Below are 25181 nucleotides of genomic sequence, written 5' to 3' on the forward strand. Positions count from 1 at the left end.
GTTTAGGCGGCCTTCCTGATGGAGGTCCGCACATCGGCGAAGATCTCCACGGATCGCAGCCGTTTTTCGATATTGTGGATCGGCATCGAGACGATCAGTTCGTCGGCCTGCGTTTCGGCGAGGAAGCCGTCGAGGTGGCGTCCGATTGTTTCAGGCGAGCCGACGGCGGCGAAACGCAAGGTATGTTCCACCGAAAAACGCTCCATCTCGTTCCAGTGGTCGTCCATGCTGTGAACCGGCTTGGGGAACGGGACGCGTACATTGCGGCGCAGGTTGACGAATTGCTGCTGTGACGAGGTGAAGAGATATTGCGCCTCCTCGTCGGTATCGGCGCCGACTCCCATCACTCCAACCATCACATAGGGCTTGTCCAGCGTCGCAGAGGGCTGGAAGCGCTCGCGATAGATATGGATCGCCTCCATCAGCATGTCAGGCGCAAAATGCGACGCAAAGGAATAGGGCAGGCCGAGTGCCGCTGCCAGATGCGCGCTATAGGTGCTTGAGCCAAGCAACCAGAGCGGCACGTGCGAATTCATGCCGGGCACGGCAAGGATCGCCTGATCCTGCTGGGGCTGGCCAAGGTACTGCTGGAGCTCGATGATGTCGTGCGGGAAGTTCTCCGCACCGGCATCAAGGTTGCGGCGCAGCGCCCTTGCCGTCCGCATATCCGTTCCCGGCGCGCGGCCAAGTCCGAGATCGACCCGGCCAGGCAACAGCGCCGCCAGCGTGCCGAATTGTTCGGCAATGACGAGCGGGGAGTGGTTAGGCAGCATGATGCCGCCTGAACCGACGCGAATATGTTTCGTGGCGGCACCAACATGGGCGATCACGAGCGATGTGGCTGCGCTCGCAATACCAGGCATGCCATGGTGTTCCGCAAGCCAGATGCGGTTGTAACCGTGGTCTTCAGCCTTGATCGCCATGCGGCGAGAATTTTCAAGCGCCTGGCTGACGCTCTCGCCTTCGCCGATTGGCGAAAGGTCGAGAATGGAAAAGGGGATCATCCAACGCTCCTACACAAATTCTGTCTTTGATGCGGATGTAAGGCGCGTGTCCCGATTTACCATAGAAGTCGCGCAGAATTGAAGGATGGTTCAAAAAAATTGGGGCCTCGAAAGAGGCCCCTTTTCATTTTTTTAGCCCGCTCGACGGAATTGCCGGGTTTCGCGATGGTCTGGAGGTTGCCGGTCGGAAGCGAGCACGAATTGTCCGAGCCTGCCGTCCATCTCGCCCGCCTCGGAAGCGAGATTGTGAATGGCCGCCGTCGTCTCCTCCACCATGGCGGCGTTTTGCTGGGTCATGGTGTCGAGACTGGTGACGGTGCTGTTGATTTCCGCAAGCGTATGCGCCTCCTCGCGGGTGGATTCCATGATTTCTTCAATGCGGGAACTGATGGTCTGCACGTGCTTGCCGATGCCGGTTAGCGAGGCGCCCGCCTTTTCGACCAGTGCCACGCCGGTGGAAACCTCGTCGGTGGAGCGCTTCAGCAGGCTGGTGATTTCTTTTGCGGCGGCGGCCGAGCGTTGTGCCAGCTCGCGCACCTCCTGCGCCACAACGGCAAAACCCTTGCCGGCCTCGCCCGCACGCGCGGCTTCCACACCTGCGTTCAGGGCGAGAAGGTTGGTCTGGAAGGCGATTTCATCGATAACGCCGATGATCTGGTTGATCTGGCGCGACGAGGTCTGGATCGCTTCCATGGCGGCGATGGTCTGCTCCATGACTTGGCTGGACGCAGTGGCCTGCGTACTGGCGTCGCGGGCGATCCGTGTTGCCTGTTCGGCGCGTTCGATCTGGTCGCGGACGGCTTCGGTGATTGCCTTGATGGCGCTTGCCGTCTCGGTAATGGAGGCGGCCTGCCGTTCAGTGCGCTCAGCGAGCTGGTCTGCACCTACCCGCATTTCCTCCGAGCCGCCGCGAACGGCGGCGGAATTGCCGCCGATGGCCTGCATGGTCTCGCTGAGCCTTGCAAGCGCCGTATTGAAGTTGTGGCGCAGGCTTTCAAGATCGTCTGGGAAGACAGTCTCAATGCGATAGGCGAGATTGCCGTTTGCCAGTCGATCCAGCCCTTCGTCAAGAGAACGCACGACCATCTGCAGCGTGCCGGCCTCGGCCTCTCGTTCCGCGAGATGTGCGCGGCGTGCCGTTTCGGCTTCCTCGCGCGTGCGGGACGTGGTCGCTTCCATTTCCCGCTGCAAAATGAGTTTTTCACGGAAACTGCCAAGCGCGCGCGCCATGCGGCCGATCTCGTCCTTGCGGTCCTGATTGCCGATCTCGGCATCGAGACGGCCTGCCGCCACTTCGCCAGTCAGCCCGGCCAGCTTCTCCAGCGGTGCGAACAGGCGCCGTGCAAAAAAGGCGGTTGCCGCGCACATGGCTGCCAGAACGCAAAGGCCGATGACGGCTAACGTGCCGGCAATCGAAATGGAACCGGCGTTCAACTCGCTGCGCAACATGCTTTCCACCGCGAGGTATTTTTCACCGGCAAACGAGAAGGCGCGGGCATAGGCATTGGCTTCGCCGTCCGGACGGTTGATCTTGGCAATCGTCATGCCGGACGTATTGAGTGCTTGTGCATGGAAGGCATAGATTGCCGGATTAAGGCTGACGAGACCGTTGCCATCCACGCCCAGAACCTTGCCATCGGCGGAAACGATCGCGGATTGTTCGGAGCTGCCGGCGGAGATGCCTTTCGCGAGGATCTGGCTGAAGACCTCTTGTTTGACGCGGAAGAGAACGATGCCCTTGAACGCACCGAATTTGACTACCGGAATGCCGAAATAGATGCCGGCCTCTTTGGTCGCGGCGTCGATGCGCAGACCGGAGAAACTCGTCTGCGCCACGTCGTTCACGGCTTTTCCTGCGTTGGTGGCTCCGCGCGCAAAAGCAGCCCCAAGGCCGCTATCCGCCCAGGCGCCACCCGTGACGGTTTCCCCGAAAGCCGGTCCTTTCAGATAGGAGTAATAAACCGTGCCGGCCGGATCGATGAATAGAACATCGCTGAATGGGGTTCCCTTGAGGTAGCCGCCGATATCCGTCTGGGTTTTTTCATGGGTGGAATAATAAAAGCCGCTCGGATTTTCGGGCTTGATGAGCTTTTCTTTCTCTCCGTAGGGGTTCTCCTTGACGAAGACGCGTTGCAGTTCCGCCTTTGCGTCGCCGGAACTCTTCTGCACGGTGCCCCAGCCGCTGCGCATGGAAACTACCGCCATTTGCAGGGATTCGATCTTGGCGATGGAATCCGCCTGCGTTTCAAGCTGCTCAAGGCGTTCCTGCAGCATATCGCCCCTGAAGACGAGAATGCTCTCCATGGATTTCGACGCCTGTTCCTCGAGAACGCCGCTGCTGCTTTGATAGCCGAGAAGCGTGAGAGCCCCGGTCGAGATCGTCATCAGCGCAAGGAAAATCACGAGCACTTTGGTGGATATGGAATGAAAACGGTTCAGCATGGCCGATGCAGCCCTCAATGCCGTATCACTTCCCGCACCATGCATTGATGGCGCCACCGGATGGCTGATATGGCGAAAATATTGCGCTGCGGATCATCATGTCCGCAGCTCCCCTTTTTTGATTTTGTGCGGGAACAATGCGGTACGCGGTTTAAGCAGAGGTAAATGCTGCACTGCAAATTTGATCAATGTTGTCGTTTTGTTCACTTATCGCTGGCAGGGTCGCAGCCGAAAAGATAGGGTGGCTTATGCAAAAGACGATTCGAATCATCGGTATCGACCCCGGGTTGCGGCGCACCGGATGGGGTGTCATCGAAACCTTCGGCAACAGCCTTCGGTTTGTCGCTTCCGGCACGGTGACATCGGATGGTGATATGGATCTCGCCTCCCGCCTGTGCCAGCTGCATGATGGGCTGGCGGATACTGTTCACAGCTATCAACCCGATGAGGCGGCGGTGGAGCAGACGTTCGTAAACAAGGATGCTGTCGCCACGCTGAAGCTCGGTCAGGCGCGCGGCATTGCCATGCTGGTTCCGGCGCGGGCAGGGTTGCCTGTTTTCGAGTATGCGCCGAACGCGGTCAAAAAAGCCGTCATAGGTGTTGGGCACGGCGAAAAGCAGCAAATCCACATGATGCTGAAAATCCTGATGCCGAAAGCAGAATTCAAGGGTAACGATGCGGCGGACGCCTTGGCGATCGCAATCTGCCACGCCCATAATCGCGGCGGCGACAGGATGGCGCGGCTATTGGCAGCCGGTTGAATATTGAAGTCTCATTGCAGCGGGCGGCATCATGATCGGAAAACTTAAAGGCACCATCGAGGAAATCGGCACGGATTACGTGCTGGTGGATGTGCACGGCGTTTGTTACGTCGCCTATTGCTCGGCGCGCACACTCTCAAAAATAGGTTCCGCTGGTGAAGCGGTCGTCCTCTTCATCGAAACCTATGTGCGCGAAGACCAGTTGAGGCTGTTCGGCTTTTTGTCGGCACTTGAGCGGGAATGGTTCAATCTGCTGCAGAGCGTGCAGGGGGTCGGTTCGAAAGTGGCGCTGGCCGTCTTGTCTACCCTGTCGCCTTCTGAACTCGCCAATGCGATAGCGCTGCAGGACAAGGTGATGATTTCACGTGCGCCGGGCGTAGGGCCGAAGGTGGCGGTGCGCCTCGTTACCGAGCTTCGCAACAAGGCGCCTGCCTTTGCAGGAGAAGCTTCGGCTTCCATCGGACTCAAGCAGGAACTTGGCGAGGGTGTGGCCTCCGCGCCGGTGGCGGATGCCGTGTCGGCGCTCACCAATCTCGGCTATTCACGCGATCAGGCCGCAAATGCCGTTGCGGCCGCGCTGAAGAACGGCGGGGAGGGCGGCGACAGTGCCAAACTCATCCGGCTCGGCCTGCGCGAACTTTCACGCTAAGCTGCGCGCAGCAAGCGAACGAAGCCGGGTGCGATGCTGAATTTCGTGAAGCGCCTTCGTGCGACAGTCGTGATATAGCGGCGAAGACCATCTCTTGAATTGGTTTAGAACAATGGAATGCCCTCTATGAGCGATGCGGACAGACTGATTTCGGCGGACAAGCGCGGTGAAGATATCGACACCACAATGCGCCCGCAGTCGCTGGACGATTTTACCGGCCAGGCCGAGGCTCGCGCCAATCTCAAGGTGTTTATCGAGGCGGCAAAGAACCGTGGCGAGGCGCTGGACCATGTGTTGTTCGTCGGGCCTCCCGGTCTCGGCAAAACCACGCTGGCGCAGATCATGGCAAAGGAGCTTGGCGTCAACTTCAAGTCCACCTCCGGACCAGTGATCGCCAAGGCTGGCGACCTTGCCGCACTTTTGACCAATCTCGAGGAGCGCGATGTGCTCTTCATCGATGAAATCCATCGTCTCAACCCGGCAGTCGAGGAAATTCTCTATCCGGCAATGGAGGATTTCCAGCTCGACCTCATCATCGGTGAGGGGCCTGCGGCCCGCTCGGTGAAGATCGATCTTTCCAAGTTCACCCTCGTTGCCGCGACCACGCGTCTTGGTTTGTTGACAACGCCGCTGCGCGACCGCTTCGGCATTCCTGTCCGTCTGGCCTTCTACACTGTCGATGAGCTGGAGCTGATCGTTCGGCGCGGCGCGCGGCTGATGGGTCTGAACATGACCGACGATGGCGCACGCGAGATAGCAAGGCGTGCACGCGGCACGCCGCGCATCGCCGGACGGCTCTTGCGCCGGGTTCGCGATTTCGCTGAGGTGGCCCGGGCGGAAGCCGTCACCCGTGAGATTGCCGACGAAGCGCTGACGCGGTTGCTTGTCGACAAAATGGGTCTCGATCAGCTGGACATGCGCTATCTGACCATGATCGCGGTCAATTTCGGCGGCGGCCCTGTTGGTATCGAGACCATCGCCGCTGGCTTGTCGGAGCCGCGTGATGCGATCGAAGACATCATAGAACCCTACATGATCCAGCAGGGTTTCATCCAGCGCACGCCGCGCGGCCGCGTTCTGACCGGCACTGCCTGGAAACATCTGGGCATGCAGCCGCCTAAAGATCTCGAGGCGGCGCAATTCCGGCTGACGCTGGAAGAGGATTGAGGGAACAAGCCCGGCGCTTTCGCATTTGATTTTCTTTGGTCAGGAAATGATGATGTCTGGATATCGCAAGGGTACGAAGGTTCGCTGGAAATGGGGCAACGGAACCGGTGAAGGAAAAATCGTCGAGACGTTTACTGATGATGTCGAAAAAACGATTTCCGGTTCCACGATAAAGCGCAAGGCCAGCAAGGACGAACCCGCTTATCTTATCGAGCAGGAAGATGGGGCGAAGGTTCTGAAGAGCAAGTCCGAGCTTGAACACGTCGATTGAAAAGCGCCGTTATCAGGCGCCATGAGAAGGGACGTCGATGGCCTACGATCCGATGCGGGTTTTCCGCAAACTCGCGCGCAACAACCGGCTGGCTAATTTAAGGCTGCATCAGGCTTGTCTTCAGCTGTTGCAGGAGGAATTCGTGGCCGCTCGCGTCAGCTTCTTTCCAACCCTTCGGGCGACCCTGAACCACATCTACACCGTTGACCTGTTTTATATCGACGCGATTAAGGGCGGGGCGCTCGGCCTTGCCGCTTTTGAAGAGGAAGAGCCTTTCGCCACCATGGCGGAGCTGCATGCTGCCCAAGCGAAACTGGACGAAGAACTGATCGATTTTGTCGACATGCTGGATGAGGACGGCCTCGCTGCCATCGTCAATATTCATCGTGGAACACGCATCCAGCAGGATCGCTGCGATGATGTGTTGTCCCATCTCTTCCAGCATCAGACGCATCATCGCGGGCAGGTGCATGCCATGTTGTCCGGCACTATGATCAAGCCGCCACAACTGGATGAATTCATTGTGGGAGACGACGCAAAGGCGAGAAAAGCCGAGATGGATGCGTTAGGTTGGACGGAAACCGATTTGATGTTTCCAGCCAGCAGGTTCAGATAATGACGCAAGACACCACGGTGCAGGACACCCGTATCCGCATGAAATTCAAGCCGAAACGCATTTTCCAGATGCGCGTTGCGGGGCTGGCGTTTCGGGATGGCCACGTGTTGGTGCACCGCGCGTCCCATGAGAAATTCTGGACCTTTCCGGGTGGCCGCGCCGAAATGGGCGAGCGTTCCGAAGAAACGCTGGCGCGCGAAATGGTCGAGGAACTTGGTGTCGAAGCAAAGGTCGGGCGGCTTTTATGGGCGGTCGAGAATTTTTTCCATTATGAGGGTAAGGACTGGCACGAACTCGGTTTCTATTACCTGATGGATTTGCCGGAGACCCTTGCCTTTCACCCGACGGATATCATTCACCGCGTTAAGGATGGCGATAACGAGCTCGAGTTTCGCTGGGTCGCTGCGACCCGTGATGCATTGACCAAACTCGATATTCCGCCCTATTTCATCGCGGATGAAATAGAACACCTGCCTGAGACCACAAGACACCTTGTCTGGTATGACGGCGACCTGGACGCCAAATGACTTCTGCCCCTGAGCGCCATATGATCCGGCTGGACCGCAAGCCGCAGCTGTTCAGCATGCGTGTGGCGGCGTTGATTTTCCAAGACAACTATCTTCTCGTCCAGCGTGGCGCCAAGGATAGCTATTGGGCCCTTCCGGGCGGGCGGGCGGAAATCGGTGAAAGCTCCGAGCAGACCATCATCCGCGAGATCGGCGAGGAGCTTGACCGGGATTGCGCCGTCGAGCGTCTTCTCTGGTCGGCGGAGAATTTTTTCGCCTATGATGATTATGCCGCGCATGAACTGGCATTTTATTATCTGGTTTCGCTGCGCCAGCCTTTGCCGTTCCATGAAAGCGATATAGTGCATCGCGTGCTGGATGGCGTCGAGGTGGAGTTCCGCTGGCTGCCCGCGCAGCCTTCCGCGCTGCTGGAACACGATCTCAGACCCCGTTTCATTGCTGAGCGCATCGAGATGCTGCCTCAGCGCCACGAGCATCTTATCGTCCGCGAAGGTCGTTCAGGTGCGGCCGAACTTTCCAAGGAGATATCATGAGCGAGCTTGTGGTTTCGCTTTCCGGCGAACTCATCGAACATGGGCACCGCCTGACCCAGCGGGTCTATTATGAGGACACGGATTTTTCCGGCCTCGTTTATCACGCGCGCTATCTGCATTTTCTCGAGCGCGGTCGAACCGACTACCTGCGTTGCCTCGGCTGCGAGCAAAGCGCACTCCTGACCGCCGACGAGGAGGGTCTCGTTTTCGTCGTCCATCGTATGGAGATCGATTTCAAGAGCCCGGCCCGGATGGATGATGTGTTGACGATCACCACCCTTACCGAAAAGGCCGGGGGCGCAAAAATGGTGCTCAATCAGGAAATCCGGCGCGGCGAAACGCTGCTTGTTGCCGCCAAGGTCATCATCGCCGTCATCAATGCCAATGGCCGGCCAAGGCGCCTTCCGGAGACGGTGGCCGAAAAATTCCTGAAGTAAGTTCGGGGCTGGTCCAGTAAATCCATCAGACGTGGCGCGGTTGTAACACTCCTTTAACCATAATGGTGTCTTACTTTAGCAACTGGCATTTGTGCGGCGCACGCCTTCCTTTCACCAAATTTATTGGCAAGTAAGGCTTACTGGCAAGTATCGGGGTATGGCAAAGGGGTTTGCGGCTGTTGCTGCATAGCTTCGAGCGTTAACACGCGTTTGAATCGCCCGGTCCCGTACCGGGCGTTTGGATTCGGGGATTGGATATTTATGGAACAGGCAGGTTTGGCAGCGGCGACGCACGATGTAAGTCTCTGGGCGCTGTTTATGCAGGCGGGCCTCATCGTGAAGTTCGTGATGATTGGACTTATCGCCGCCTCGGTCTGGACGTGGGCGATCGTCTTCGACAAATACGTAAGCTTCGGCAAGGCAAAGCGCCAGTTCGACCAGTTCGAACAGGTCTTCTGGTCTGGCCAGTCGCTCGAAGAGCTTTACCGCACTCTGGCAGAACGCCAGAATGTTGGTCTCGCGGCAATTTTCGTTTCCGCCATGCGGGAGTGGAAGAAATCATTTGAACGCGGCGCCCGTTCACCCATCGGTCTGCAAATGCGTATCGACCGGGCAATGGACGTGACGATTGCTCGTGAAGGCGAACAATACGAGGCTCGCCTCGGTTCGTTGGCGACGATCGGTTCTGCCGGTCCGTTCATCGGCCTCTTCGGTACGGTCGTTGGTATCATGACCTCGTTCCAGGCGATTGCCGGTTCGAAGTCCACCAATCTTGCGGTCGTGGCGCCGGGTATCGCCGAAGCGCTTCTGGCAACGGCCATCGGTCTTGTCGCGGCTATTCCGGCGGTTATCGCCTACAACAAGTTCACGGCTGACGCGCACAAGCTTTCCGCTCGTATGGAAGGTTTCGCCGACGAGTTCTCCGCGATCTTGTCGCGCCAGATCGATGAAAAACTTCAGACGCGGCAGGCAGCCCAATAAGCGCGCCGCGCAGTAATTTGCCGCAAGGCAAAATGGAGTAGATGTTATGGGTATGTCAGCAGGTGGCAGCAGCGGCGGTTCCGGTGGACGCCGTGGGCGCGGCGGACGTCGCAGGGGCGGCGCGATCAGCGAAATCAACGTGACGCCACTGGTTGACGTCATGCTCGTGCTGCTCATCATTTTCATGGTGGCCGCACCGATGATGACGGTCGGCGTTCCGATCGACCTGCCGCAGACATCTGCCAACGCGCTGAATTCGGATACGCAGCCGATCACGATTTCCGTCAATGCCAATGGCCAGATCCATTTGCAGGAAACGGAAATTCAGGCGGCCGAGGTGGCCGACAAGCTGCAGGCAATCGCCACGACAGGTTATAACGAACGCATCTTCGTGCGCGCGGATTCCGTTGCCGCCTACGGCGTCGTCGCCGACGTGATGGCACGTATCCAGGCAGCGGGCTTCAAGAATATCGGCCTTGTGACCCAGCAGAAACAGGATAATTGACGTCAGCGATGAAGGGCAGCCTTACCACATCCGCGATCGTGCACGCATCGCTTCTGGCTTTCGCCCTCGTTTCCCTGGGCTCGCCGGAGCCTCTTGACGTGTCGCAGGCTGAGGCACTGCCTGTGGAGCTGGTGCCAATCGAGGAATTGAGCCAGATCCAGCAAGGCGACAAGAACGCGCCGAAGGCGGAAAAGTCGGCCCCGGTTCCGACTACACGTCCGGATATCGTTCCGAACGCACAGAATGTCGGCAACAACGTGGCCGATATAGAAGCGCCGCCGACGCCTACTACAAAGCCGAACGACAATATCAGTGCGGCCGCTCCGCCAAAGCAGGAAAAGCCGCAGCCGGTTGTCGACACCAAGGCGAATGAGGTGAAGGAAATCGTCAAGGAAGAGACCTCGGCTCCGAAGCCGCAGGAAATGGCCGCCTTGCCGCAGACCAAGCCCGAGATCGCGCCGCAACCGAAGACGGAGCCGCCGCCGCAGGAAACGAAAGCGGAAGAGCCACCCCCGGTGCAACAGGAACCGGCCGAAATTCCCGTGCCGCCGAATGTGCCGCGCCCGAATTCCCGCCCGGAGCCGCCGAAGCCGGAAGTGCCGAAACAGGCTGAGACCAAACCTGCCGAGCAGAAGCCCGCTGAGAAGCCTGCAGAGACCAAGCCCGATCAGGCAAAGTCCACGGACAAGCCTTCCGACAAGAAGCCGGGTGAGAAAAAGCAGGAAACGGCGAAATCCGCTTCGTCGAAGGAAAGCGATTTTAACGCTGACGATGTTGCCGCGCTTTTGAACAAGCAGGCGCCCTCCGGTGGTGGTGCAAAGCGCTCCACCCAGCAGGCATCGCTTGGCGGCAAAAAGACCACGGGCGGTTCGACGCTCAGCCAGACGGAAATGGATGCGCTGCGTGGCGCAATCCAGAAAAACTGGCAGATCATTCCCGGCATGGCGGATGCCTCGGACGTTCGCGTTCGGGTCACCATGAAGCTTGACCGTGATGGATCCATCATCGGCCGACCCGAGATCGAAGCAACGGGTGGTTCCGAGGGAACGCGTCGCGCCCTTTCCGGTGGTGCCTATCGCGCCATCATGCGTTCTGCTCCGTTCACGAACCTTCCTGCCGACAAATATGATGCATGGAACGAAGTCGTAGTGAATTTCGATCCCAGTGAATTGCTATGAATGCTGAAAGGCCTGGCAACATGAAGATATTTTCGCCGATCCGGCTGGTGCTCGCTGTCGCGGCCCTTATGTCGGTTTTCTCCGCACCGGCTTTTGCGCGGGTGGAAATCAACATCAACAAGGGCAACGTCGAACCCTTGCCCATCGCCATCACCGACTTCATCTCGGGTGACGGCATCGGCGCGCAGGTATCGGCCGTAATTGCTGCCGATCTGCAGCGTTCCGGCCTGTTTGCGCCAGTCAACAAGAGTGCCTTCATCGAAAAAATCGCCAACCCGGATCAGCAGCCGCGTTTTGAGGACTGGAAGGTTATCAACGCGCAGGCACTCGTAACGGGCCGCGTGACGCGTGAAAGCGATGGCCGTCTGCGTGCGGAGTTCCGCCTTTGGGATACTTTCGCAGGCCAGCAGATGACCGGGCAGCAGTTCTTCACGCAGCCGGAAAACTGGCGCCGTGTCGCCCACATCATCGCGGACGCCATTTATGAGCGCGTCACCGGTGAAAAGGGTTACTTCGATACCCGCGTCGTTTTCGTCTCCGAAAGCGGCCCGAAGACAGCCCGCAAGCGTCAGCTGTCGATCATGGACCAGGACGGCTTCAACGTCCGTAACCTCACCAATTCGAACGACATCGTTCTGACGCCGCGTTTTTCGCCGAACCGTCAGGAAGTCACCTACATGTCGTTTGAAGGCCAGCAGCCGCGCGTTTACCTGCTGCAGCTGGAAACCGGACAGCGCGAAGTGGTCGGTAATTTCCCCGGCATGACATTCTCGCCGCGCTTCTCGCCGGATGGCCAGAAGGTCATCATGAGCCTTCAGCAGGATGGTAACGCCAATATCTACACCATGGACCTGCGCTCACGAACCACGACGCGCCTGACGAACACGTCCGCGATCGATACTGCACCGTCATTCTCCCCGGATGGGCAACGTGTTGCCTTTGAAAGCGACCGTGGCGGCCGTCAGCAAATTTACGTAATGAATGCCGATGGTTCAGGACAGCAGCGTATTTCGTTCGGCGACGGGTCGTATTCCACGCCGGTCTGGTCGCCACGCGGCGATCTGATCGCCTTCACAAAACAATCGGGCGGCAAGTTCTCGATTGGCGTGATGAAAACCGACGGTTCGGGTGAGCGCATTCTGACCAGCGGCTTTCATAATGAAGGCCCAACATGGGCGCCGAACGGCCGTGTGCTGATGTTCTTCCGCCAGAACGCTGGCGCTGGCGGTCCGCAGCTCTATTCGATCGACTTGACCGGCTACAACGAACAGCTGATCAAGACTCCCACCTTCGCTTCGGACCCGGCCTGGTCGCCGCTTCTGGACTGATATTGACTGCCATGACGGCGCCGGCCCAACCGGCGCCGTCATGTTTTTACACATGCCGTACGGGAAACTGCCTCTTTCTTGCCGCAAAGTGTTGTGAGGGAGCAAAAAAGTGGGACGTTTCCTTTCTGTTAACCATAAGCGTTTGTCGGCTATTAACCTCGATCCGTTAGTGTCTGGCAACGTTATTGCAATCCCAAGGAGAGACCGGCGATGAGCCGTACACACACTTCGGCACTCAGCCCGATGCAGAAACTGGCCCGTAATCCGGCTGTTATCGCCATGACGCTCGCTCTTGCTCTCGCAGGCTGCGCGAACAAGAAGAACATGCCGAATAGCGCCGGTGAGCTTGGTCTCGGCGGTGCGGGCTCTGCGACGCCCGGCTCCCAGCAGGACTTCACGGTTAATGTTGGCGACCGCATCTTCTTTGATACGGACTCGACGTCCATCCGTGCAGACGCGCAGCAGACGCTGCAGCGCCAGGCACAGTGGCTTGCCCGTTACCCGAAATACGCCATCACCGTCGAAGGCCATGCCGACGAGCGCGGTACGCGTGAATACAACCTGGCGCTCGGCGCCCGTCGTGCCGCTGCAACCCGTGACTTCCTGGCATCACAGGGCGTTCCGGCAAGCCGCATGAAGACGATCTCCTACGGCAAGGAAAAGCCGGTCGCCGTCTGCGATGACATTTCCTGCTGGTCGCAGAACCGCCGCGCTGTGACGGTTCTCGGTGGCGCAGGCATGTAATCGCCTGACGCTTTTGTGATCTCGAATGGAAGGCGGTCTATGGGCCGCCTTTCGTTTTTTTCATAGTTTGGCCGAAGTTAAGTTGCTTTTTCGGTTGATATGGAAAAAATCCGGCTTGCGCCATTCCGGTGCAAATCAGTTAAGGCAGGGCAAATGAGATGAAGAAACTTGTCGTGGCGGGAATGCTGGGGCTTGCAGCCTGCACCGGCTTGAGCGGCACAGCCGTTTCGGGTCCGCTGTTCGGTGCGGGGGGTAGCTTCGGCACGATCAACTCTCAGCAGGTCCCAATTGTGCGGGTTCAGGCCAATGAAGCCTATAAGGTTCAGCAGCTTGAAGAACAGATCCGGCAGCTCAACGGCCGTATCGAAGAAATGAGCTTCCAGCTTTTGCAGATGCAGGAAACGATCCGCAAGGCGCAGGAAGACAATGAATTCCGTTTCCAGGAACTGGAAGGCGGCAAAGGCGCGAGTACCACCGCGCCGAAAAAGAAGGCGGAGGCCACTCCGGCCGCTCCGCCGAGCGACGACGTTGCAACGATCATCGAAACGCCACCTCAGGGTGGCGCTTCCGTTTCGCCGTCCTCTTCCGCGAACGCGCCGACGAGTGCACCGGGAGAGACGACGCTTGGCTCCATCGAGCTTGATTCCAAGGGCATGCCGATCGGTGGCTCATTGAACCAGGGTGCCAACAATTCTTCCGGTAGTCTTCCGGGCGTTACCACCGGCAACGGTTCGCGCAAGACCGATCCGGTCAACACTGCAGCACTCACCAGCGAGGGCGATATCTATCAGGCTGCTTACGGCCATGTTCTTTCCGGCGATTACAAGCTGGCGGAGCAGGGGTTCCAGCAATATCTCCAGGGTTACCCGAAGGGCACCAAGGCCGCCGATGCCAGCTTCTGGCTGGGCGAGGCACAATATTCGCAGGGCAAGTTCAACGAGGCCGCAAAAACTTTCCTGAACGGCCATCAGACCTATGGCAAGTCTCCGAAAGCACCGGAAATGCTGATGAAGCTCGGCATGTCGCTTGCAGCTCTGGACAACACCGAGACCGCCTGCGCCACGCTGCGGGAAGTGCCGAAGCGTTATCCCAGTGCTTCAAAGACTGTGCTGAACAAGGTTGCCAGCGAACAGAAGCGGCTGAGCTGCTGATCTTGCTCCTGCCATGGCGGCGGTCTTTTCATGCCGGTTGATGTCCGCATTTTGAACGAAAAGACGGTTGCGCCGCTCGCTGCGGCAAGGTCCTTTGTCGAAAATCTTCGCAAACCCGTCCATATTCTCATCGCAATCTCCGGCGGTAGCGATTCCACCGGTCTGTTGCTGGCAATGCATGAGGCGAGGGCGGAGGCAGACCTCGACCGGGTGCGGCTTTCCGCCGTCACGGTTGACCATGCCCTAAGGGCGGAATCCGCTGATGAGGCTCACAAGGTCTCCCTGCTCTGCGCGGAACTCGGTATCCCGCATACCGTGCGCCGATGGGATGACCCCAAACCCGCTTCCGGCATTTCCGAAGCCTCTCGTCTTGCCCGATATAGTCTGATCGCCGACGTTGCGAGCGACATTGGCGCTGATCTCGTCGTGACGGGGCATACTCTTGGCGACCAGCGGGAAACCGTGGCGATGCGTGCCGCCAGAAGCGGCAGTAGCGAAAATCTCGGCCTCGCCGGCATGGCGGATGCTGTCTTATACGGTGGACGCCACTGGATCATGCGGCCGTTTCTGACCTGTGAAAGACAGGAGATCCGCGATTTCGTATCATCTCGCTCGCGTGGCTGGTTTGACGACCCGAGTAATGACAACGCGCGCTACGAGCGGGTTCGTGTGCGGCAGTCGCTTTCCGACTCTCCGCCGCCGTTTGATGCGCAGGCCGCTGTTAAACGACAGGCATATTCCGAGAAAACCGCCTTTTTTCTCCAACAAAACGTAGAAGTCTTTCACGCCACGCTCGCCAGATTGTCGGTTGAAGGCCTGATGCCCGATCTTCCCGAATTTCGGCACGGGCTAGCGGTGCTCATCGCTAATCTCGGTGGAAGGGCCTATTTCCCGGCGGCCAGCAGCATGGATCGGGTGTTGCAGTTTCTAAAAACCGGTGAGAACGGGCGGATAACGGTTGGCCGCGTTCTTCTCGATCGCCGAAAGGACGGGCTTTATCTTTTCCGCGAGCATCGGAATATGCCGGAACTGCAAGTCGAGGCTGGTGGGCAGGGCCTCTGGGACGATCGTTTCCTTGTGAAAAACACATCGGCTTTTCCGGTCAATATTGCGGCGGGCAGGACGGGTGGCATTGTGGATGCGGCAGCGCTTTTTCCAGCGGTGCCGCCAGGGATTGCAAAACAGGCGATGGCGATCCTACCGCAAATTGCCACGTTGGTTCCCGGTCGAGCCTCTTCGGAAGGTGCCATCAGTATCGTGCCGAGGCTTGCCCCCTTCGATCTTTTTCTGCCGCGCTTCGACCTTGAGTTGGCGAATGCCATCGCGGTTTTATTCGGCCGTGCGGCCTATCCACAGCCGCCGGTTTAAATCCGGCCTCTTTTTCGTGAATTGCCTTGGAATAGTTTTTACACCAAAACGCATCAGATAACGCCCTTTGCCTTGGCAACGGCAGATGTCGTCCTTATGTTAGGGTCGAGTAATAGCGGGCAGCAAACATGTCCGTGTGAGTTCGGGGAGTTCGATGAACCCAAATTTCAGAAATTTCGCCTTGTGGGCCGTGATTGCCCTCTTGCTGATCGCTTTGTTCAGCATGTTCCAGACTTCGCCGACGCAAACGGGTTCGCGGGAAATTCCGTATTCCCAGTTTCTCCGCGATGTGGATTCCGGGCGAGTTCGCGACGTGACCGTCACCGGTAACCGGGTTCTCGGAACCTATACCGAGAACGGCACGGCCTTTCAGACCTATTCCCCAGTAATCGACGACAGCTTGATGGAGCGCTTGCAGAGCAAGAACGTCACCATCGTCGCGCGTCCCGAGAGCGACGGTTCTTCCGGTTTTTTGAGCTATCTCGGCACGCTTTTGCCGATGTTCCTCATCCTCGGCGTCTGGCTGTTCTTCATGCGGCAGATGCAGGGCGGTTCGCGCGGCGCGATGGGCTTTGGCAAGTCAAAGGCCAAGCTTTTGACGGAAGCGCACGGCCGCGTGACGTTTGACGACGTCGCAGGTGTGGACGAAGCCAAGCAGGACCTTGAGGAAATCGTGGAATTCCTGCGCGATCCGCAGAAGTTCCAGCGCCTCGGCGGCAAGATTCCGCGCGGCGTGCTGCTGGTCGGCCCTCCAGGTACTGGTAAGACGCTACTGGCGCGCTCCGTCGCGGGTGAAGCTAATGTGCCGTTCTTCACCATTTCCGGTTCTGACTTCGTGGAAATGTTCGTCGGCGTCGGCGCAAGCCGTGTGCGTGACATGTTCGAGCAGGCCAAGAAGAATGCGCCGTGCATCATCTTCATCGACGAAATCGACGCTGTCGGTCGTCATCGCGGCGCCGGTCTCGGCGGTGGCAATGACGAACGCGAACAGACGCTGAACCAGCTGCTGGTCGAGATGGACGGCTTCGAGGCAAATGAAGGCATCATCCTCATCGCCGCTACCAACCGTCCGGACGTTCTCGATCCCGCGCTTCTGCGTCCCGGCCGTTTCGACCGTCAGGTCGTCGTGCCGAACCCGGATATCGTCGGCCGTGAGCGCATCCTCAAGGTTCACGTTCGCAACGTGCCGCTGGCTCCGAATGTCGATCTCAAGGTTCTGGCACGTGGCACCCCCGGTTTCTCGGGCGCTGACTTGATGAACCTCGTCAACGAAGCCGCCCTGATGGCTGCTCGCCGTAACAAGCGCGTGGTTACCATGCAGGAGTTCGAGGACGCCAAGGACAAGATCATGATGGGTGCGGAACGCCGCTCCTCCGCCATGACCGAAGCGGAAAAGAAACTGACCGCTTACCACGAGGCGGGGCATGCGATTACCGCGCTCAAGGTTGCTTTGGCTGATCCGCTGCACAAGGCGACAATTATTCCGCGCGGCCGTGCACTCGGCATGGTCATGCAGTTGCCTGAAGGTGACCGCTACTCCATGAGTTACAAATGGATGGTGTCGCGTCTGGTGATCATGATGGGTGGCCGCGTTGCCGAGGAGTTGACCTTCGGCAAGGAAAACATCACCTCCGGCGCATCTTCGGACATCGAACAGGCCACCAAGCTTGCCCGCGCCATGGTAACGCAATGGGGCTTCTCCGACGCTCTCGGCCAGGTCGCCTATGGTGAAAACCAGCAGGAAGTCTTCCTTGGCCATTCCGTCTCGCAGTCCAAGAATGTCTCCGAGGCAACGGCTCAGACGATCGACACCGAAGTCCGCCGCCTGATCGACGAGGCCTATACAGAGGCACGTCGTATCCTGACGGACAATCACGACGGGTTCGTTGCTATTGCCGAGGGTCTTCTGGAATACGAAACCCTCACGGGCGACGAGATTAAGGCTTTGCTGAGGGGCGAGAAGCCGGCACGCGATCTGGGTGACGATTCTCCTGGCAGCCGTGGCTCGGCTGTTCCGAAAGCAGGCACCAAGAAGGACGGTCCAAGCGAAGTCAAGGGTGACGGCGAAGCCAAGGGCGACGGCGAGGCTGAAGGCGGCATGGAGCCGCAGCCGCACTGATTGCCTGGCCAAGACGACTATTGAAAAAGGCCATCCGGTTTTCCGGGTGGCCTTTTCAGTTTGGTAACAAGATATAAGCCATTTTTGCGGTAATTTACGTGCTGTTTATCGTGGTTTGTGGCATTTAGCCAAAAACGCTTCCGGCAGTTTTATGCTATGCCGGAATGCCCGAAAGATTTGGAGTTCAAATGGCACGCCGTTATTTCGGAACCGATGGTATCCGCGGACAATCGAACGTCTTCCCCATGACGCCGGATCTGGCGATGCGTGTGGGCATTGCGGTCGGAACGATCTTCCGCCGGGGCCATCATCGCCATCGTGTCGTGATCGGCAAGGATACCCGGCTTTCGGGCTACATGCTGGAAAACGCGCTGGTCGCAGGTTTCACCGCGGCAGGCCTTGATGTCTTCCTGCTCGGGCCCATTCCAACCCCCGCTGTTGCCATGCTGACCCGCTCGCTGCGGGCCGATATCGGCGTAATGATCTCGGCGTCGCACAACCCATTTTCCGATAATGGAATCAAGCTTTTCGGACCCGACGGATACAAGCTTTCCGACGAGCTTGAGCTGGAAATCGAAGATCTTCTCGACAAGGATCTCTATGCCCAGCTCGCCAAGCCGAGCGAGATCGGACGCGCCAAGCGCGTGGATGGCGATATCTACCGCTATATCGAATTCGTCAAACGTACCCTGCCGCGTGATGTGACGCTGAGCGGGCTCAGGATCGCCATCGACTGTGCCAATGGCGCCGCCTACAAAGTGGCTCCCGCAGCACTCTGGGAACTGGGCGCCGAAGTCGTTACCATCGGCAACGAGCCGAACGGTATCAATATCAATCTCGAATGCGGCTCCACCCACCCGGAAGCCCTGCAGAAAAAGGTGCATGAGGTGCGGGCCGATATCGGCATCGCGCTCGATGGCGATGCGGACCGTGTCATCATCGTCGACGAACGCGGCGAGATCGTCGATGGCGACCAGCTCATGGCGGTGATTGCCGACAGCTGGGCTTCCGACAATACCCTGCGTGGTGGCGGCATCGTCGCAACCGTGATGTCCAATCTCGGTCTTGAGCGTTTCCTTGGCGACAAGGGTCTCACCCTTGCCCGCACCAAGGTGGGCGACCGTTATGTTGTCGAACATATGCGCAACCACAATTTCAACGTCGGCGGTGAGCAGTCCGGCCACATCGTCTTGTCGGATTACGGCACGACCGGCGATGGGCTGGTGGCAGCTTTGCAGGTTCTCGCCAAGGTCAAACGTTCGGGCCTCACCGTCAGCGAGGTTTGCCGCAAGTTCGAGCCGGTGCCGCAGCTTTTGAAGAACGTCCGTATTTCCGGCGGCAAGCCATTGGAAAATCCGATCGTGCAGCAGGCGATCGCCGATGCGGAAAGCGCATTGGCCAATAATGGCCGCCTCGTTATCCGCCCCTCCGGTACGGAGCCTTTGATCCGCGTCATGGCGGAGGGCGACGATAGTGCGAAGGTGGAGCAGATCGTCAACGATCTCGTCGGGGTCATCACCAATGCCCGCTCGGCTGCATAAATTGCGCCACCAAATGTGAAAAGAAAAAGCCGGCTTTCGAGTCGGCTTTTTCTTTGAGTATTGCCTAATAAATATAGTGAATGATCGTGGTTAATCGGGACTTAACCATTTTACGCCAATCTCCGTGACTGAACAGTTCACTGGCATTTGCTGCCGCAACGGCAGGTGCCTCTTCTGGAGTGGAAGTCATGAAAAACGCTTTGGCCGGCATTCTGGCCGTTCTGATGACCGGCACGAGCGCCTTCGCTGCCGATCTTTATCAAGCTGAACCTGCACCTGCCTATGTAGAGGCACCCGAAGTGCAGATCACGCAGGCAAGTGGTTGGTATCTGCGCGGCGACGTCGGTTATTCCTTCAACAAGCTTCGCGGCGCCAACTATTATCAGGGTGGACCGGGTGGTTATCTCGCCGATTTCGATACGGCTAATGTCAAGGATAGCTACATCGTCGGCGCCGGTGTCGGTTATCAGTTCAACAACTATTTCCGCAGTGACGTAACCTTCGATTACATGGGTAAATCGGATTTCCGCGGTTCTACCATCGGCGGCTGTGGTTCCGTGCCCGGTCCCTGCGTTTCAGCGGATCTCAGCTCGATTAGAGCATATACGCTGATGGCAAACGCCTATGTCGATCTTGGTACCTATGGCCGCATCACGCCTTATGTTGGCGGCGGTATCGGCGGCTCCTACGTCAAATGGGATAAGCTGCGCAATACTTCGTGTAGCACCAATGGCCTTGGCTGCGACCCGACCACCGAACATGGCGGCAGAGGCAAGTGGCGCTTCGCCTATGCCCTGATGGCCGGTGCATCGATCGATGTTACCTGTAATCTGAAGGCAGATGTCGGTTACCGCTTCCGCCAGATCAACAAGGGCGACATGTTCGATTTTGCGAATGGTGGCGGTCCTGGCCGCGACAAGGGTCTGTATTCGCATGAGGTTCGCGTTGGTGGCCGTTATGTCTTTAACGGCTGCGATACCGCGCAATACATGCCGCCTGCCGATATTCCGCTGCAGCCTGCCGTTTATAAATAAACGTCACGCCCGACTGTTAGCTTCAAGCCGCTCGCATCCTCCTCCGGTGCGGGCGGTTTTTGTTTTCAGCGGTATCCAATTCGTCGCATGACGCATATGGACTAAAATTCTCATGCGTAGCGACATATTCCGCTTGACGGAGGCCGGTGAGAGGAATAGCAACGGCGTCAGGACACCTCTCCCTAACGAGAGGCGCCTATCTGAAAGGGTAGTCAAATGACAGATATAGTGAAGCCGGACCTCCGTCCGGGCAATACGCATTTTTCTTCTGGTCCCTGCTCGAAGCGTCCCGGTTGGTCGCTAGATGCTCTCTCCGATGCACCGCTCGGTCGCTCGCATCGCGCCAAGGTTGGCAAAGCCAAGCTGAAGCAGGCCATCGATCTCACCCGTGAAATTCTCAATGTTCCCGCCGATTATCGCATCGGCATTGTTCCCGCGTCCGACACCGGCGCCGTTGAAATGGCCCTTTGGTCGCTGCTCGGTGAACGCGGCGTCGATATGCTTGCCTGGGAAAGCTTCGGTGCCGGCTGGGTCACCGATGTCGTCAAGCAGCTGAAGCTGAAGGACGTACGCAAGTTGGAGGCCGATTACGGTCTGCTGCCGAACCTGGCAGAAGTCGATTTCGACCGCGATGTGGTTTTCACCTGGAACGGCACCACCTCCGGTGTCCGCGTTCCCAATGCCGATTTCATTCCTGCTGACCGCAAGGGTTTGACGATCTGCGATGCCACCTCGGCGGCCTTCGCGCAGGATATGGACTTTGCAAAGCTCGACGTCGTCACCTTCTCCTGGCAGAAGGTTCTGGGCGGCGAGGGTGGCCACGGCGTCATCATTCTTTCGCCGCGCGCTGTCGAGCGTCTGCTGAGCTACGCGCCGGCATGGCCGCTGCCGAAAATCTTCCGCATGGTCTCCGGCGGCAAGCTCATCGAAGGCATCTTCACTGGCGAAACCATCAACACCCCGTCCATGCTCTGCGTTGAGGATTATATCGACGCGCTGCTGTGGGCGAAGAACCTTGGTGGCCTGAAGGCGCTGATTGGCCGTGCTGATGCCAATGCCAAGGTCATCTACGACTTTATCGAGAAGAACGACTGGATCGCCAACCTGGCCGTCAAGCCGGAAACCCGCTCCAACACCTCCGTCTGCCTGAAGATCGTCGATCCCGACGTACAGGCGCTGGATGCTGCTGCGCAGGCAGATTTCGCCAAGGGCATCGTTGCCCTGCTTGAAAAGGAAAATGTCGCCCTCGATATCGGCGCTTACCGTGACGCACCGTCCGGTCTGCGCATCTGGGCCGGCGCAACCATCGAGACGGCCGATATGGAAGCCGTCATGCCCTGGCTCGCCTGGGCCTACCAGACGCAGAAGGCAACACTTTCCAAGGCTGCCGCCTGATTTTGATACCGGCCCTGCGTTGATGCAGGGCCGCCGATTTCCCGCTTTTAAAACTGCACCGTTTTTCAAGGAGCCCCTGAACCATGGCACCTCGCGTACTCGTATCCGACGAACTGTCGGAAACCGCCGTCCAGATTTTCCGTGATCGTGGCGTCGAAGTCGATTTCCAGCCGAAACTCGGCAAGGACAAGGACAAGCTGGCTGAAATCATCGGCAATTACGATGGTCTTGCCATTCGTTCCGCCACGAAGGCGACCGAAAAGCTGATCGAAGCGGCGACCAATCTCAAGGTCATCGGCCGCGCCGGTATCGGCGTCGATAACGTCGATATCCCGGCCGCTTCGCGCCGCGGTATCATCGTCATGAACACGCCGTTCGGCAACTCTATCACCACTGCCGAACATGCGATTGCGCTGATGTTCGCCGTCGCGCGTCAGCTTCCGGCTGCCGATAGCTCCACGCAGGCGGGTAAGTGGGAAAAGTCGAAATTCATGGGTGTCGAAATCACCGGCAAGACGCTCGGCGTCATCGGTGCCGGCAACATCGGCTCCATCGTCTGCTCGCGCGCACTTGGCCTGAAGATGCACGTTCTGGCCTACGATCCCTTCCTGTCGCCGGAGCGCGCGCAGGAAATGGGCGTGACGAAGGTTGAGCTGGACGAGCTGTTGGCGCAGGCCGATTTCATCACCCTGCATGTGCCGATGACCGACAAGACACGCGGCATCCTCAATGCCGAAAACCTTGCCAAGACCAAGAAGGGCGTACGTATCGTCAATTGCGCCCGTGGCGGTCTGGTGGATGAGGCGGCTCTTGCCGACGCCATCAAGTCCGGCCATGTCGCCGGTGCAGGCTTTGACGTTTTCGAAGTCGAGCCCGCCACCGAAAGCCCGCTTTTTGGTCTTCCCAATGTCGTCTGCACGCCGCATCTCGGCGCTTCGACCACGGAAGCACAGGAAAACGTTGCACTTCAGGTTGCCGAGCAGATGTCGGATTATCTGGTCAAGGGTGCCGTCTCCAACGCCATCAACATGCCATCGATCACGGCGGAAGAAGCACCGCGCCTGAAGCCCTTCATCCGTCTGGCGGATGTTCTCGGCTCCTTCGTCGGTCAGGTGCAGGAAAGCGCCACCAAGGAAATCGAAATCCTTTATGATGGCGCAACCGCCAACATGAACACCAAGGCGCTGACCAGCGCGTTGCTGGCGGGCCTTATCCGCAGCCAGGTTGCGGATGTGAACATGGTTTCCGCGCCTGTTATGATCAAGGAAAAGGGTGTTATCCTGTCCGAGGTCAAGCGTGACAAGACCGGCGTTTACGACGGTTACATCAAGTTGACGGTCAAGACTGAAAACCAGGTTCGCTCGGTTGCTGGTACGGTGTTCTCGGATGGCAAGCCGCGCTTCATCCAGATCAAGAACATTAACATGGATGCGGATGTTGGATCGCACATGATCTACATCACCAACACCGACGTTCCCGGCATGATCGGCTTCATGGGCACCACGCTTGGTGAGGCTGGCGTCAACATTGCCAACTTCCAGCTCGGTCGTGAAAAGGAAGGCGGCGACGCCATCGCGCTTCTTTATGTCGATGGTCCGGTTTCCGAAGACGTGCTGGACAAGCTGCGCGCCAACCCGGCAATCCGCCAGGTCAGGCCGCTGACATTCAACATCGACTGATACCTATCGTTCCTCCCAAGGGGACAATAAGGGCCGGTGCAGGGGAAACCCTGTGCCGGTTTTTTTGTTTCTGAACCGCCGGTTTCACCGAAATGTGTGCGTATTTCTCTCTCTGGTTGCATATCACGAAAAATTTAAGGCGGGCATACTAAAAATGATGATCATGAGTTGCTATATCGCGTGCTGATATGCCGCTCATGGGAGGGTGGCCAACAGGAGATAGTGATGTTTGCTGCCTTTCGGCGCTTCAAAGGTTTGTTCGCAGTCGCCGCGCTTGGTATCGCGGTATCTTTCGTAGCCGTCGATATGGCGGAAGCACGCCGTGCGAGCGGCGGTTTCGGTAGCCGCGGCACAAGGACGTTTTCCGCGCCGCCGTCGACCAGCACTGCCCCCGGCCAGACCGCGCCGATCAACCGCAGCATGACTCCTAACACCCAGCAGAACCAGGCGACGCCCGGTGCTGCACAGCCGGCGCGTCCCGGTGCGCAGGCACCGCAGCAGAGCCGTGGCCTGTTTGGCGGCATGATGGGTGGCTTGATGGGCGGACTGCTGATGGGTGGCCTGTTCGGCATGCTCATGGGCGGCGGTTTCGGCGGCATGGCCGGTTTCTTCGGTATGTTGCTGCAGGTGGCGCTGATTGGCCTTCTGGTCATGTTCGCCATGCGTTTCTTCGCATCGCGCCGTCAAGGCCAGCCGGCTTTCGGTGGCGCAGGCGGATCGCAGCGCACGGATCATTCCGGCTCCTCCTTTAATGGCGGCCCGCAGGCAGGTCCTTCCGCATCCTCGTTCAAGATTCCGAAGATCGGCGCGCTTTCCGGTGCTGCGGGCGGCGCAGCCGCGGCCACTGCCGCAACCGCAAAGCCGGTGGCACATGCCAATGCAATGTCCGAAGGTGACGAAATTGGCATTACCCAGAGCGATCTCGAAGTCTTCCAGAAAATGCTGCAGGATGTTCAGGCTGCCTATGGGGCTGAAGATTACGGCACGTTGCGCAAGCTGACGACGCCGGAAGCCATGTCCTATCTTGCTGAGGAACTGAGCGACAACGCGACGAGCGGCGTGAAAAACGACGTGCGCGACGTCACGCTGCTGCAGGGCGACGTTGCCGAAGCCTGGCACGAAGAGGGCCAGGACTATGCAACGGTAGCCATGCGCTACTCCGCCATCGACATTATGCGCGACCGCACCTCCGGCAAGGTGATCGAAGGGGACGAGCAGCATCCGTCCGAAGCGGTGGAAATGTGGACCTTCGTGCGCCGTGGCGGTAACGACAACTGGCAGGTCGCCGCCATTCAGGCCGCTGCCTGAGACGACGCGTAGTCTTGTCTGAATGAAACAGCCCGGAGGTTTTACCAACCTCCGGGCTTTTGCGTGCCGCGATGCGTGATGCCGCGACATTGTCTTTCGTCGATAATTCAGTGATCGCGGTGGCAGATCGCAACTCTCCAAAAAAATGACTGATAAATCTAACGGGTGATATCTGTATCGTCCCGCGAGTAGCTGTCCGCATTTTCCTTGCCATGCAGGGGTTTGCGCCCTCTTCGTCGAGGTGTGGCGCTGACGCATAGCTCTTTTGCTCCACGGAATTGCCGTTTTTCATTCATCCGGTGTTCAGTCCGCGCATCCTAACCAGCATGCGTACACGTCAATGTTACTTTTCGCGCCGGTTCTAAACCGCTTTGGGAAGGGAACCACAGGCGCAAAACAGCGTTGACAATCCAATTCCCGGCCCGCCTCCCGCAAGCCGGGCT

The 25181-nt window shown here is 58.4% G+C and carries 23 protein-coding genes; 21 read left to right on the forward strand and 2 right to left on the reverse strand.

The annotated features are described in order from the left end of the window. Nucleotides 1-2: 2 nt before the first annotated feature. Both ACQZ5Y_RS06675 and ACQZ5Y_RS06680 read right to left on the reverse strand, forming a co-directional pair. The gene (locus ACQZ5Y_RS06675) at nucleotides 3-1004 is read right to left on the reverse strand and encodes an LLM class flavin-dependent oxidoreductase (protein ID WP_019564904.1); all 1002 of its coding nucleotides are present in this window, start codon (nucleotides 1002-1004) and stop codon (nucleotides 3-5) included. Nucleotides 1005-1136: 132 nt separating this feature from the next. After that, nucleotides 1137-3446, reverse strand: a complete 2310-nt coding sequence (locus tag ACQZ5Y_RS06680; protein ID WP_174060101.1) for a methyl-accepting chemotaxis protein — start codon at nucleotides 3444-3446, stop codon at nucleotides 1137-1139. A gap of 248 nt (nucleotides 3447-3694) precedes the next feature. Here ACQZ5Y_RS06680 and ruvC point away from each other — a divergent pair, with 248 nt between their 5' ends. The 21 genes from ruvC to ACQZ5Y_RS06785 all read left to right on the forward strand — a co-directional run bounded on the left by ruvC (nucleotide 3695) and on the right by ACQZ5Y_RS06785 (nucleotide 24738). Beyond that, nucleotides 3695-4207, forward strand: a complete 513-nt coding sequence (ruvC, locus tag ACQZ5Y_RS06685; protein ID WP_003511398.1) for a crossover junction endodeoxyribonuclease RuvC — start codon at nucleotides 3695-3697, stop codon at nucleotides 4205-4207. A 31-nt stretch (nucleotides 4208-4238) separates the two neighbouring features. Beyond that, nucleotides 4239-4856 (forward strand): Holliday junction branch migration protein RuvA, encoded by a 618-nt coding sequence (gene ruvA, locus ACQZ5Y_RS06690; RefSeq protein WP_003511397.1) that lies wholly within the window; start codon nucleotides 4239-4241, stop codon nucleotides 4854-4856. Nucleotides 4857-4982: 126 nt separating this feature from the next. Then, complete coding sequence (gene ruvB / locus ACQZ5Y_RS06695; protein WP_003511396.1) at nucleotides 4983-6023, forward strand: Holliday junction branch migration DNA helicase RuvB; 1041 nt, start codon at nucleotides 4983-4985, stop codon at nucleotides 6021-6023. A gap of 52 nt (nucleotides 6024-6075) precedes the next feature. Then, nucleotides 6076-6294 (forward strand): hypervirulence associated TUDOR domain-containing protein, encoded by a 219-nt coding sequence (locus ACQZ5Y_RS06700; RefSeq protein ID WP_075807662.1) that lies wholly within the window; start codon nucleotides 6076-6078, stop codon nucleotides 6292-6294. Between the two features lie 37 nt (nucleotides 6295-6331). Beyond that, nucleotides 6332-6910, forward strand: a complete 579-nt coding sequence (locus ACQZ5Y_RS06705; protein ID WP_111801837.1) for a DinB family protein — start codon at nucleotides 6332-6334, stop codon at nucleotides 6908-6910. After that, a complete protein-coding gene (locus tag ACQZ5Y_RS06710) occupies nucleotides 6910-7437 on the forward strand; it encodes an NUDIX hydrolase (protein ID WP_174060100.1) in 528 nt (175 codons plus the stop codon). The genes ACQZ5Y_RS06705 and ACQZ5Y_RS06710 overlap by 1 nt, the downstream gene beginning before the upstream one ends. After that, entirely contained in the window at nucleotides 7434-7970 is a 537-nt protein-coding gene (locus ACQZ5Y_RS06715) for an NUDIX hydrolase (protein WP_111801836.1), read from the forward strand. Before ACQZ5Y_RS06710 ends, ACQZ5Y_RS06715 begins: the two co-directional genes overlap by 4 nt. Beyond that, nucleotides 7967-8407, forward strand: a complete 441-nt coding sequence (ybgC, locus tag ACQZ5Y_RS06720; protein ID WP_003511391.1) for a tol-pal system-associated acyl-CoA thioesterase — start codon at nucleotides 7967-7969, stop codon at nucleotides 8405-8407. The genes ACQZ5Y_RS06715 and ybgC overlap by 4 nt, the downstream gene beginning before the upstream one ends. Nucleotides 8408-8668: 261 nt before the next feature. After that, the gene (gene tolQ, locus ACQZ5Y_RS06725; RefSeq protein WP_003511390.1) at nucleotides 8669-9388 is read left to right on the forward strand and encodes a protein TolQ; all 720 of its coding nucleotides are present in this window, start codon (nucleotides 8669-8671) and stop codon (nucleotides 9386-9388) included. Between the two features lie 46 nt (nucleotides 9389-9434). Next, a complete protein-coding gene (tolR, locus tag ACQZ5Y_RS06730; protein ID WP_003511389.1) occupies nucleotides 9435-9893 on the forward strand; it encodes a protein TolR in 459 nt (152 codons plus the stop codon). A gap of 8 nt (nucleotides 9894-9901) precedes the next feature. Continuing rightward, complete coding sequence (locus ACQZ5Y_RS06735) at nucleotides 9902-11071, forward strand: hypothetical protein (protein ID WP_013761817.1); 1170 nt, start codon at nucleotides 9902-9904, stop codon at nucleotides 11069-11071. 20 nt (nucleotides 11072-11091) lie between these two features. After that, a complete protein-coding gene (tolB, locus tag ACQZ5Y_RS06740) occupies nucleotides 11092-12399 on the forward strand; it encodes a Tol-Pal system beta propeller repeat protein TolB (RefSeq protein WP_003511387.1) in 1308 nt (435 codons plus the stop codon). Nucleotides 12400-12609: 210 nt separating this feature from the next. Beyond that, entirely contained in the window at nucleotides 12610-13143 is a 534-nt protein-coding gene (pal, locus tag ACQZ5Y_RS06745; protein WP_003511386.1) for a peptidoglycan-associated lipoprotein Pal, read from the forward strand. Nucleotides 13144-13301: 158 nt separating this feature from the next. Further along, complete coding sequence (ybgF, locus tag ACQZ5Y_RS06750) at nucleotides 13302-14294, forward strand: tol-pal system protein YbgF (RefSeq protein WP_003511385.1); 993 nt, start codon at nucleotides 13302-13304, stop codon at nucleotides 14292-14294. A gap of 30 nt (nucleotides 14295-14324) precedes the next feature. Continuing rightward, nucleotides 14325-15662 carry a tRNA lysidine(34) synthetase TilS gene (gene tilS / locus ACQZ5Y_RS06755; protein WP_174060099.1) on the forward strand — a complete coding sequence of 446 codons (1338 nt, stop codon included), beginning with the start codon at nucleotides 14325-14327 and terminating at the stop codon, nucleotides 15660-15662. A 154-nt stretch (nucleotides 15663-15816) separates the two neighbouring features. Beyond that, nucleotides 15817-17781, forward strand: coding sequence for an ATP-dependent zinc metalloprotease FtsH (gene ftsH, locus ACQZ5Y_RS06760; protein WP_013761814.1), 1965 nt, complete (start codon nucleotides 15817-15819; stop codon nucleotides 17779-17781). Between the two features lie 188 nt (nucleotides 17782-17969). Further along, nucleotides 17970-19322, forward strand: coding sequence for a phosphoglucosamine mutase (gene glmM / locus ACQZ5Y_RS06765; protein WP_003511381.1), 1353 nt, complete (start codon nucleotides 17970-17972; stop codon nucleotides 19320-19322). 188 nt (nucleotides 19323-19510) lie between these two features. Further along, a complete protein-coding gene (locus ACQZ5Y_RS06770) occupies nucleotides 19511-20356 on the forward strand; it encodes an outer membrane protein (protein WP_174060098.1) in 846 nt (281 codons plus the stop codon). Nucleotides 20357-20572: 216 nt separating this feature from the next. Continuing rightward, nucleotides 20573-21751: a phosphoserine transaminase gene (locus tag ACQZ5Y_RS06775; RefSeq protein WP_003511379.1), complete on the forward strand. Its 1179-nt coding sequence runs from the start codon at nucleotides 20573-20575 to the stop codon at nucleotides 21749-21751. An 83-nt stretch (nucleotides 21752-21834) separates the two neighbouring features. Next, nucleotides 21835-23430: a phosphoglycerate dehydrogenase gene (gene serA / locus ACQZ5Y_RS06780; protein WP_003511378.1), complete on the forward strand. Its 1596-nt coding sequence runs from the start codon at nucleotides 21835-21837 to the stop codon at nucleotides 23428-23430. A 225-nt stretch (nucleotides 23431-23655) separates the two neighbouring features. Further along, a complete protein-coding gene (locus ACQZ5Y_RS06785) occupies nucleotides 23656-24738 on the forward strand; it encodes a Tim44 domain-containing protein (RefSeq protein ID WP_111788882.1) in 1083 nt (360 codons plus the stop codon). Nucleotides 24739-25181: the final 443 nt, after the last annotated feature.

This window comes from Agrobacterium sp. A3-95 (assembly GCF_053521785.1).

Coding starts and splice junctions, on each gene's coding strand:
- tolQ (WP_003511390.1), top strand. CDS start 8,669: ATGGAACAGGCAGGTTTGGCAGCGGCGACGCACGATGTAAGTCTCTGG.
- serA (WP_003511378.1), top strand. CDS start 21,835: ATGGCACCTCGCGTACTCGTATCCGACGAACTGTCGGAAACCGCCGTC.
- ybgC (WP_003511391.1), top strand. CDS start 7,967: ATGAGCGAGCTTGTGGTTTCGCTTTCCGGCGAACTCATCGAACATGGG.
- ruvB (WP_003511396.1), top strand. CDS start 4,983: ATGAGCGATGCGGACAGACTGATTTCGGCGGACAAGCGCGGTGAAGAT.
- ACQZ5Y_RS06675 (WP_019564904.1), bottom strand. CDS start 1,004: ATGATCCCCTTTTCCATTCTCGACCTTTCGCCAATCGGCGAAGGCGAG.
- ACQZ5Y_RS06680 (WP_174060101.1), bottom strand. CDS start 3,446: ATGCTGAACCGTTTTCATTCCATATCCACCAAAGTGCTCGTGATTTTC.
- ACQZ5Y_RS06770 (WP_174060098.1), top strand. CDS start 19,511: ATGAAAAACGCTTTGGCCGGCATTCTGGCCGTTCTGATGACCGGCACG.
- ftsH (WP_013761814.1), top strand. CDS start 15,817: ATGAACCCAAATTTCAGAAATTTCGCCTTGTGGGCCGTGATTGCCCTC.
- ACQZ5Y_RS06700 (WP_075807662.1), top strand. CDS start 6,076: ATGTCTGGATATCGCAAGGGTACGAAGGTTCGCTGGAAATGGGGCAAC.
- tilS (WP_174060099.1), top strand. CDS start 14,325: ATGCCGGTTGATGTCCGCATTTTGAACGAAAAGACGGTTGCGCCGCTC.
- ACQZ5Y_RS06710 (WP_174060100.1), top strand. CDS start 6,910: ATGACGCAAGACACCACGGTGCAGGACACCCGTATCCGCATGAAATTC.
- ACQZ5Y_RS06715 (WP_111801836.1), top strand. CDS start 7,434: ATGACTTCTGCCCCTGAGCGCCATATGATCCGGCTGGACCGCAAGCCG.
- ACQZ5Y_RS06775 (WP_003511379.1), top strand. CDS start 20,573: ATGACAGATATAGTGAAGCCGGACCTCCGTCCGGGCAATACGCATTTT.
- glmM (WP_003511381.1), top strand. CDS start 17,970: ATGGCACGCCGTTATTTCGGAACCGATGGTATCCGCGGACAATCGAAC.
- ruvA (WP_003511397.1), top strand. CDS start 4,239: ATGATCGGAAAACTTAAAGGCACCATCGAGGAAATCGGCACGGATTAC.
- tolB (WP_003511387.1), top strand. CDS start 11,092: ATGAAGATATTTTCGCCGATCCGGCTGGTGCTCGCTGTCGCGGCCCTT.
- ACQZ5Y_RS06705 (WP_111801837.1), top strand. CDS start 6,332: ATGGCCTACGATCCGATGCGGGTTTTCCGCAAACTCGCGCGCAACAAC.
- tolR (WP_003511389.1), top strand. CDS start 9,435: ATGGGTATGTCAGCAGGTGGCAGCAGCGGCGGTTCCGGTGGACGCCGT.
- ACQZ5Y_RS06735 (WP_013761817.1), top strand. CDS start 9,902: ATGAAGGGCAGCCTTACCACATCCGCGATCGTGCACGCATCGCTTCTG.
- ybgF (WP_003511385.1), top strand. CDS start 13,302: ATGAAGAAACTTGTCGTGGCGGGAATGCTGGGGCTTGCAGCCTGCACC.
- ACQZ5Y_RS06785 (WP_111788882.1), top strand. CDS start 23,656: ATGTTTGCTGCCTTTCGGCGCTTCAAAGGTTTGTTCGCAGTCGCCGCG.
- ruvC (WP_003511398.1), top strand. CDS start 3,695: ATGCAAAAGACGATTCGAATCATCGGTATCGACCCCGGGTTGCGGCGC.
- pal (WP_003511386.1), top strand. CDS start 12,610: ATGAGCCGTACACACACTTCGGCACTCAGCCCGATGCAGAAACTGGCC.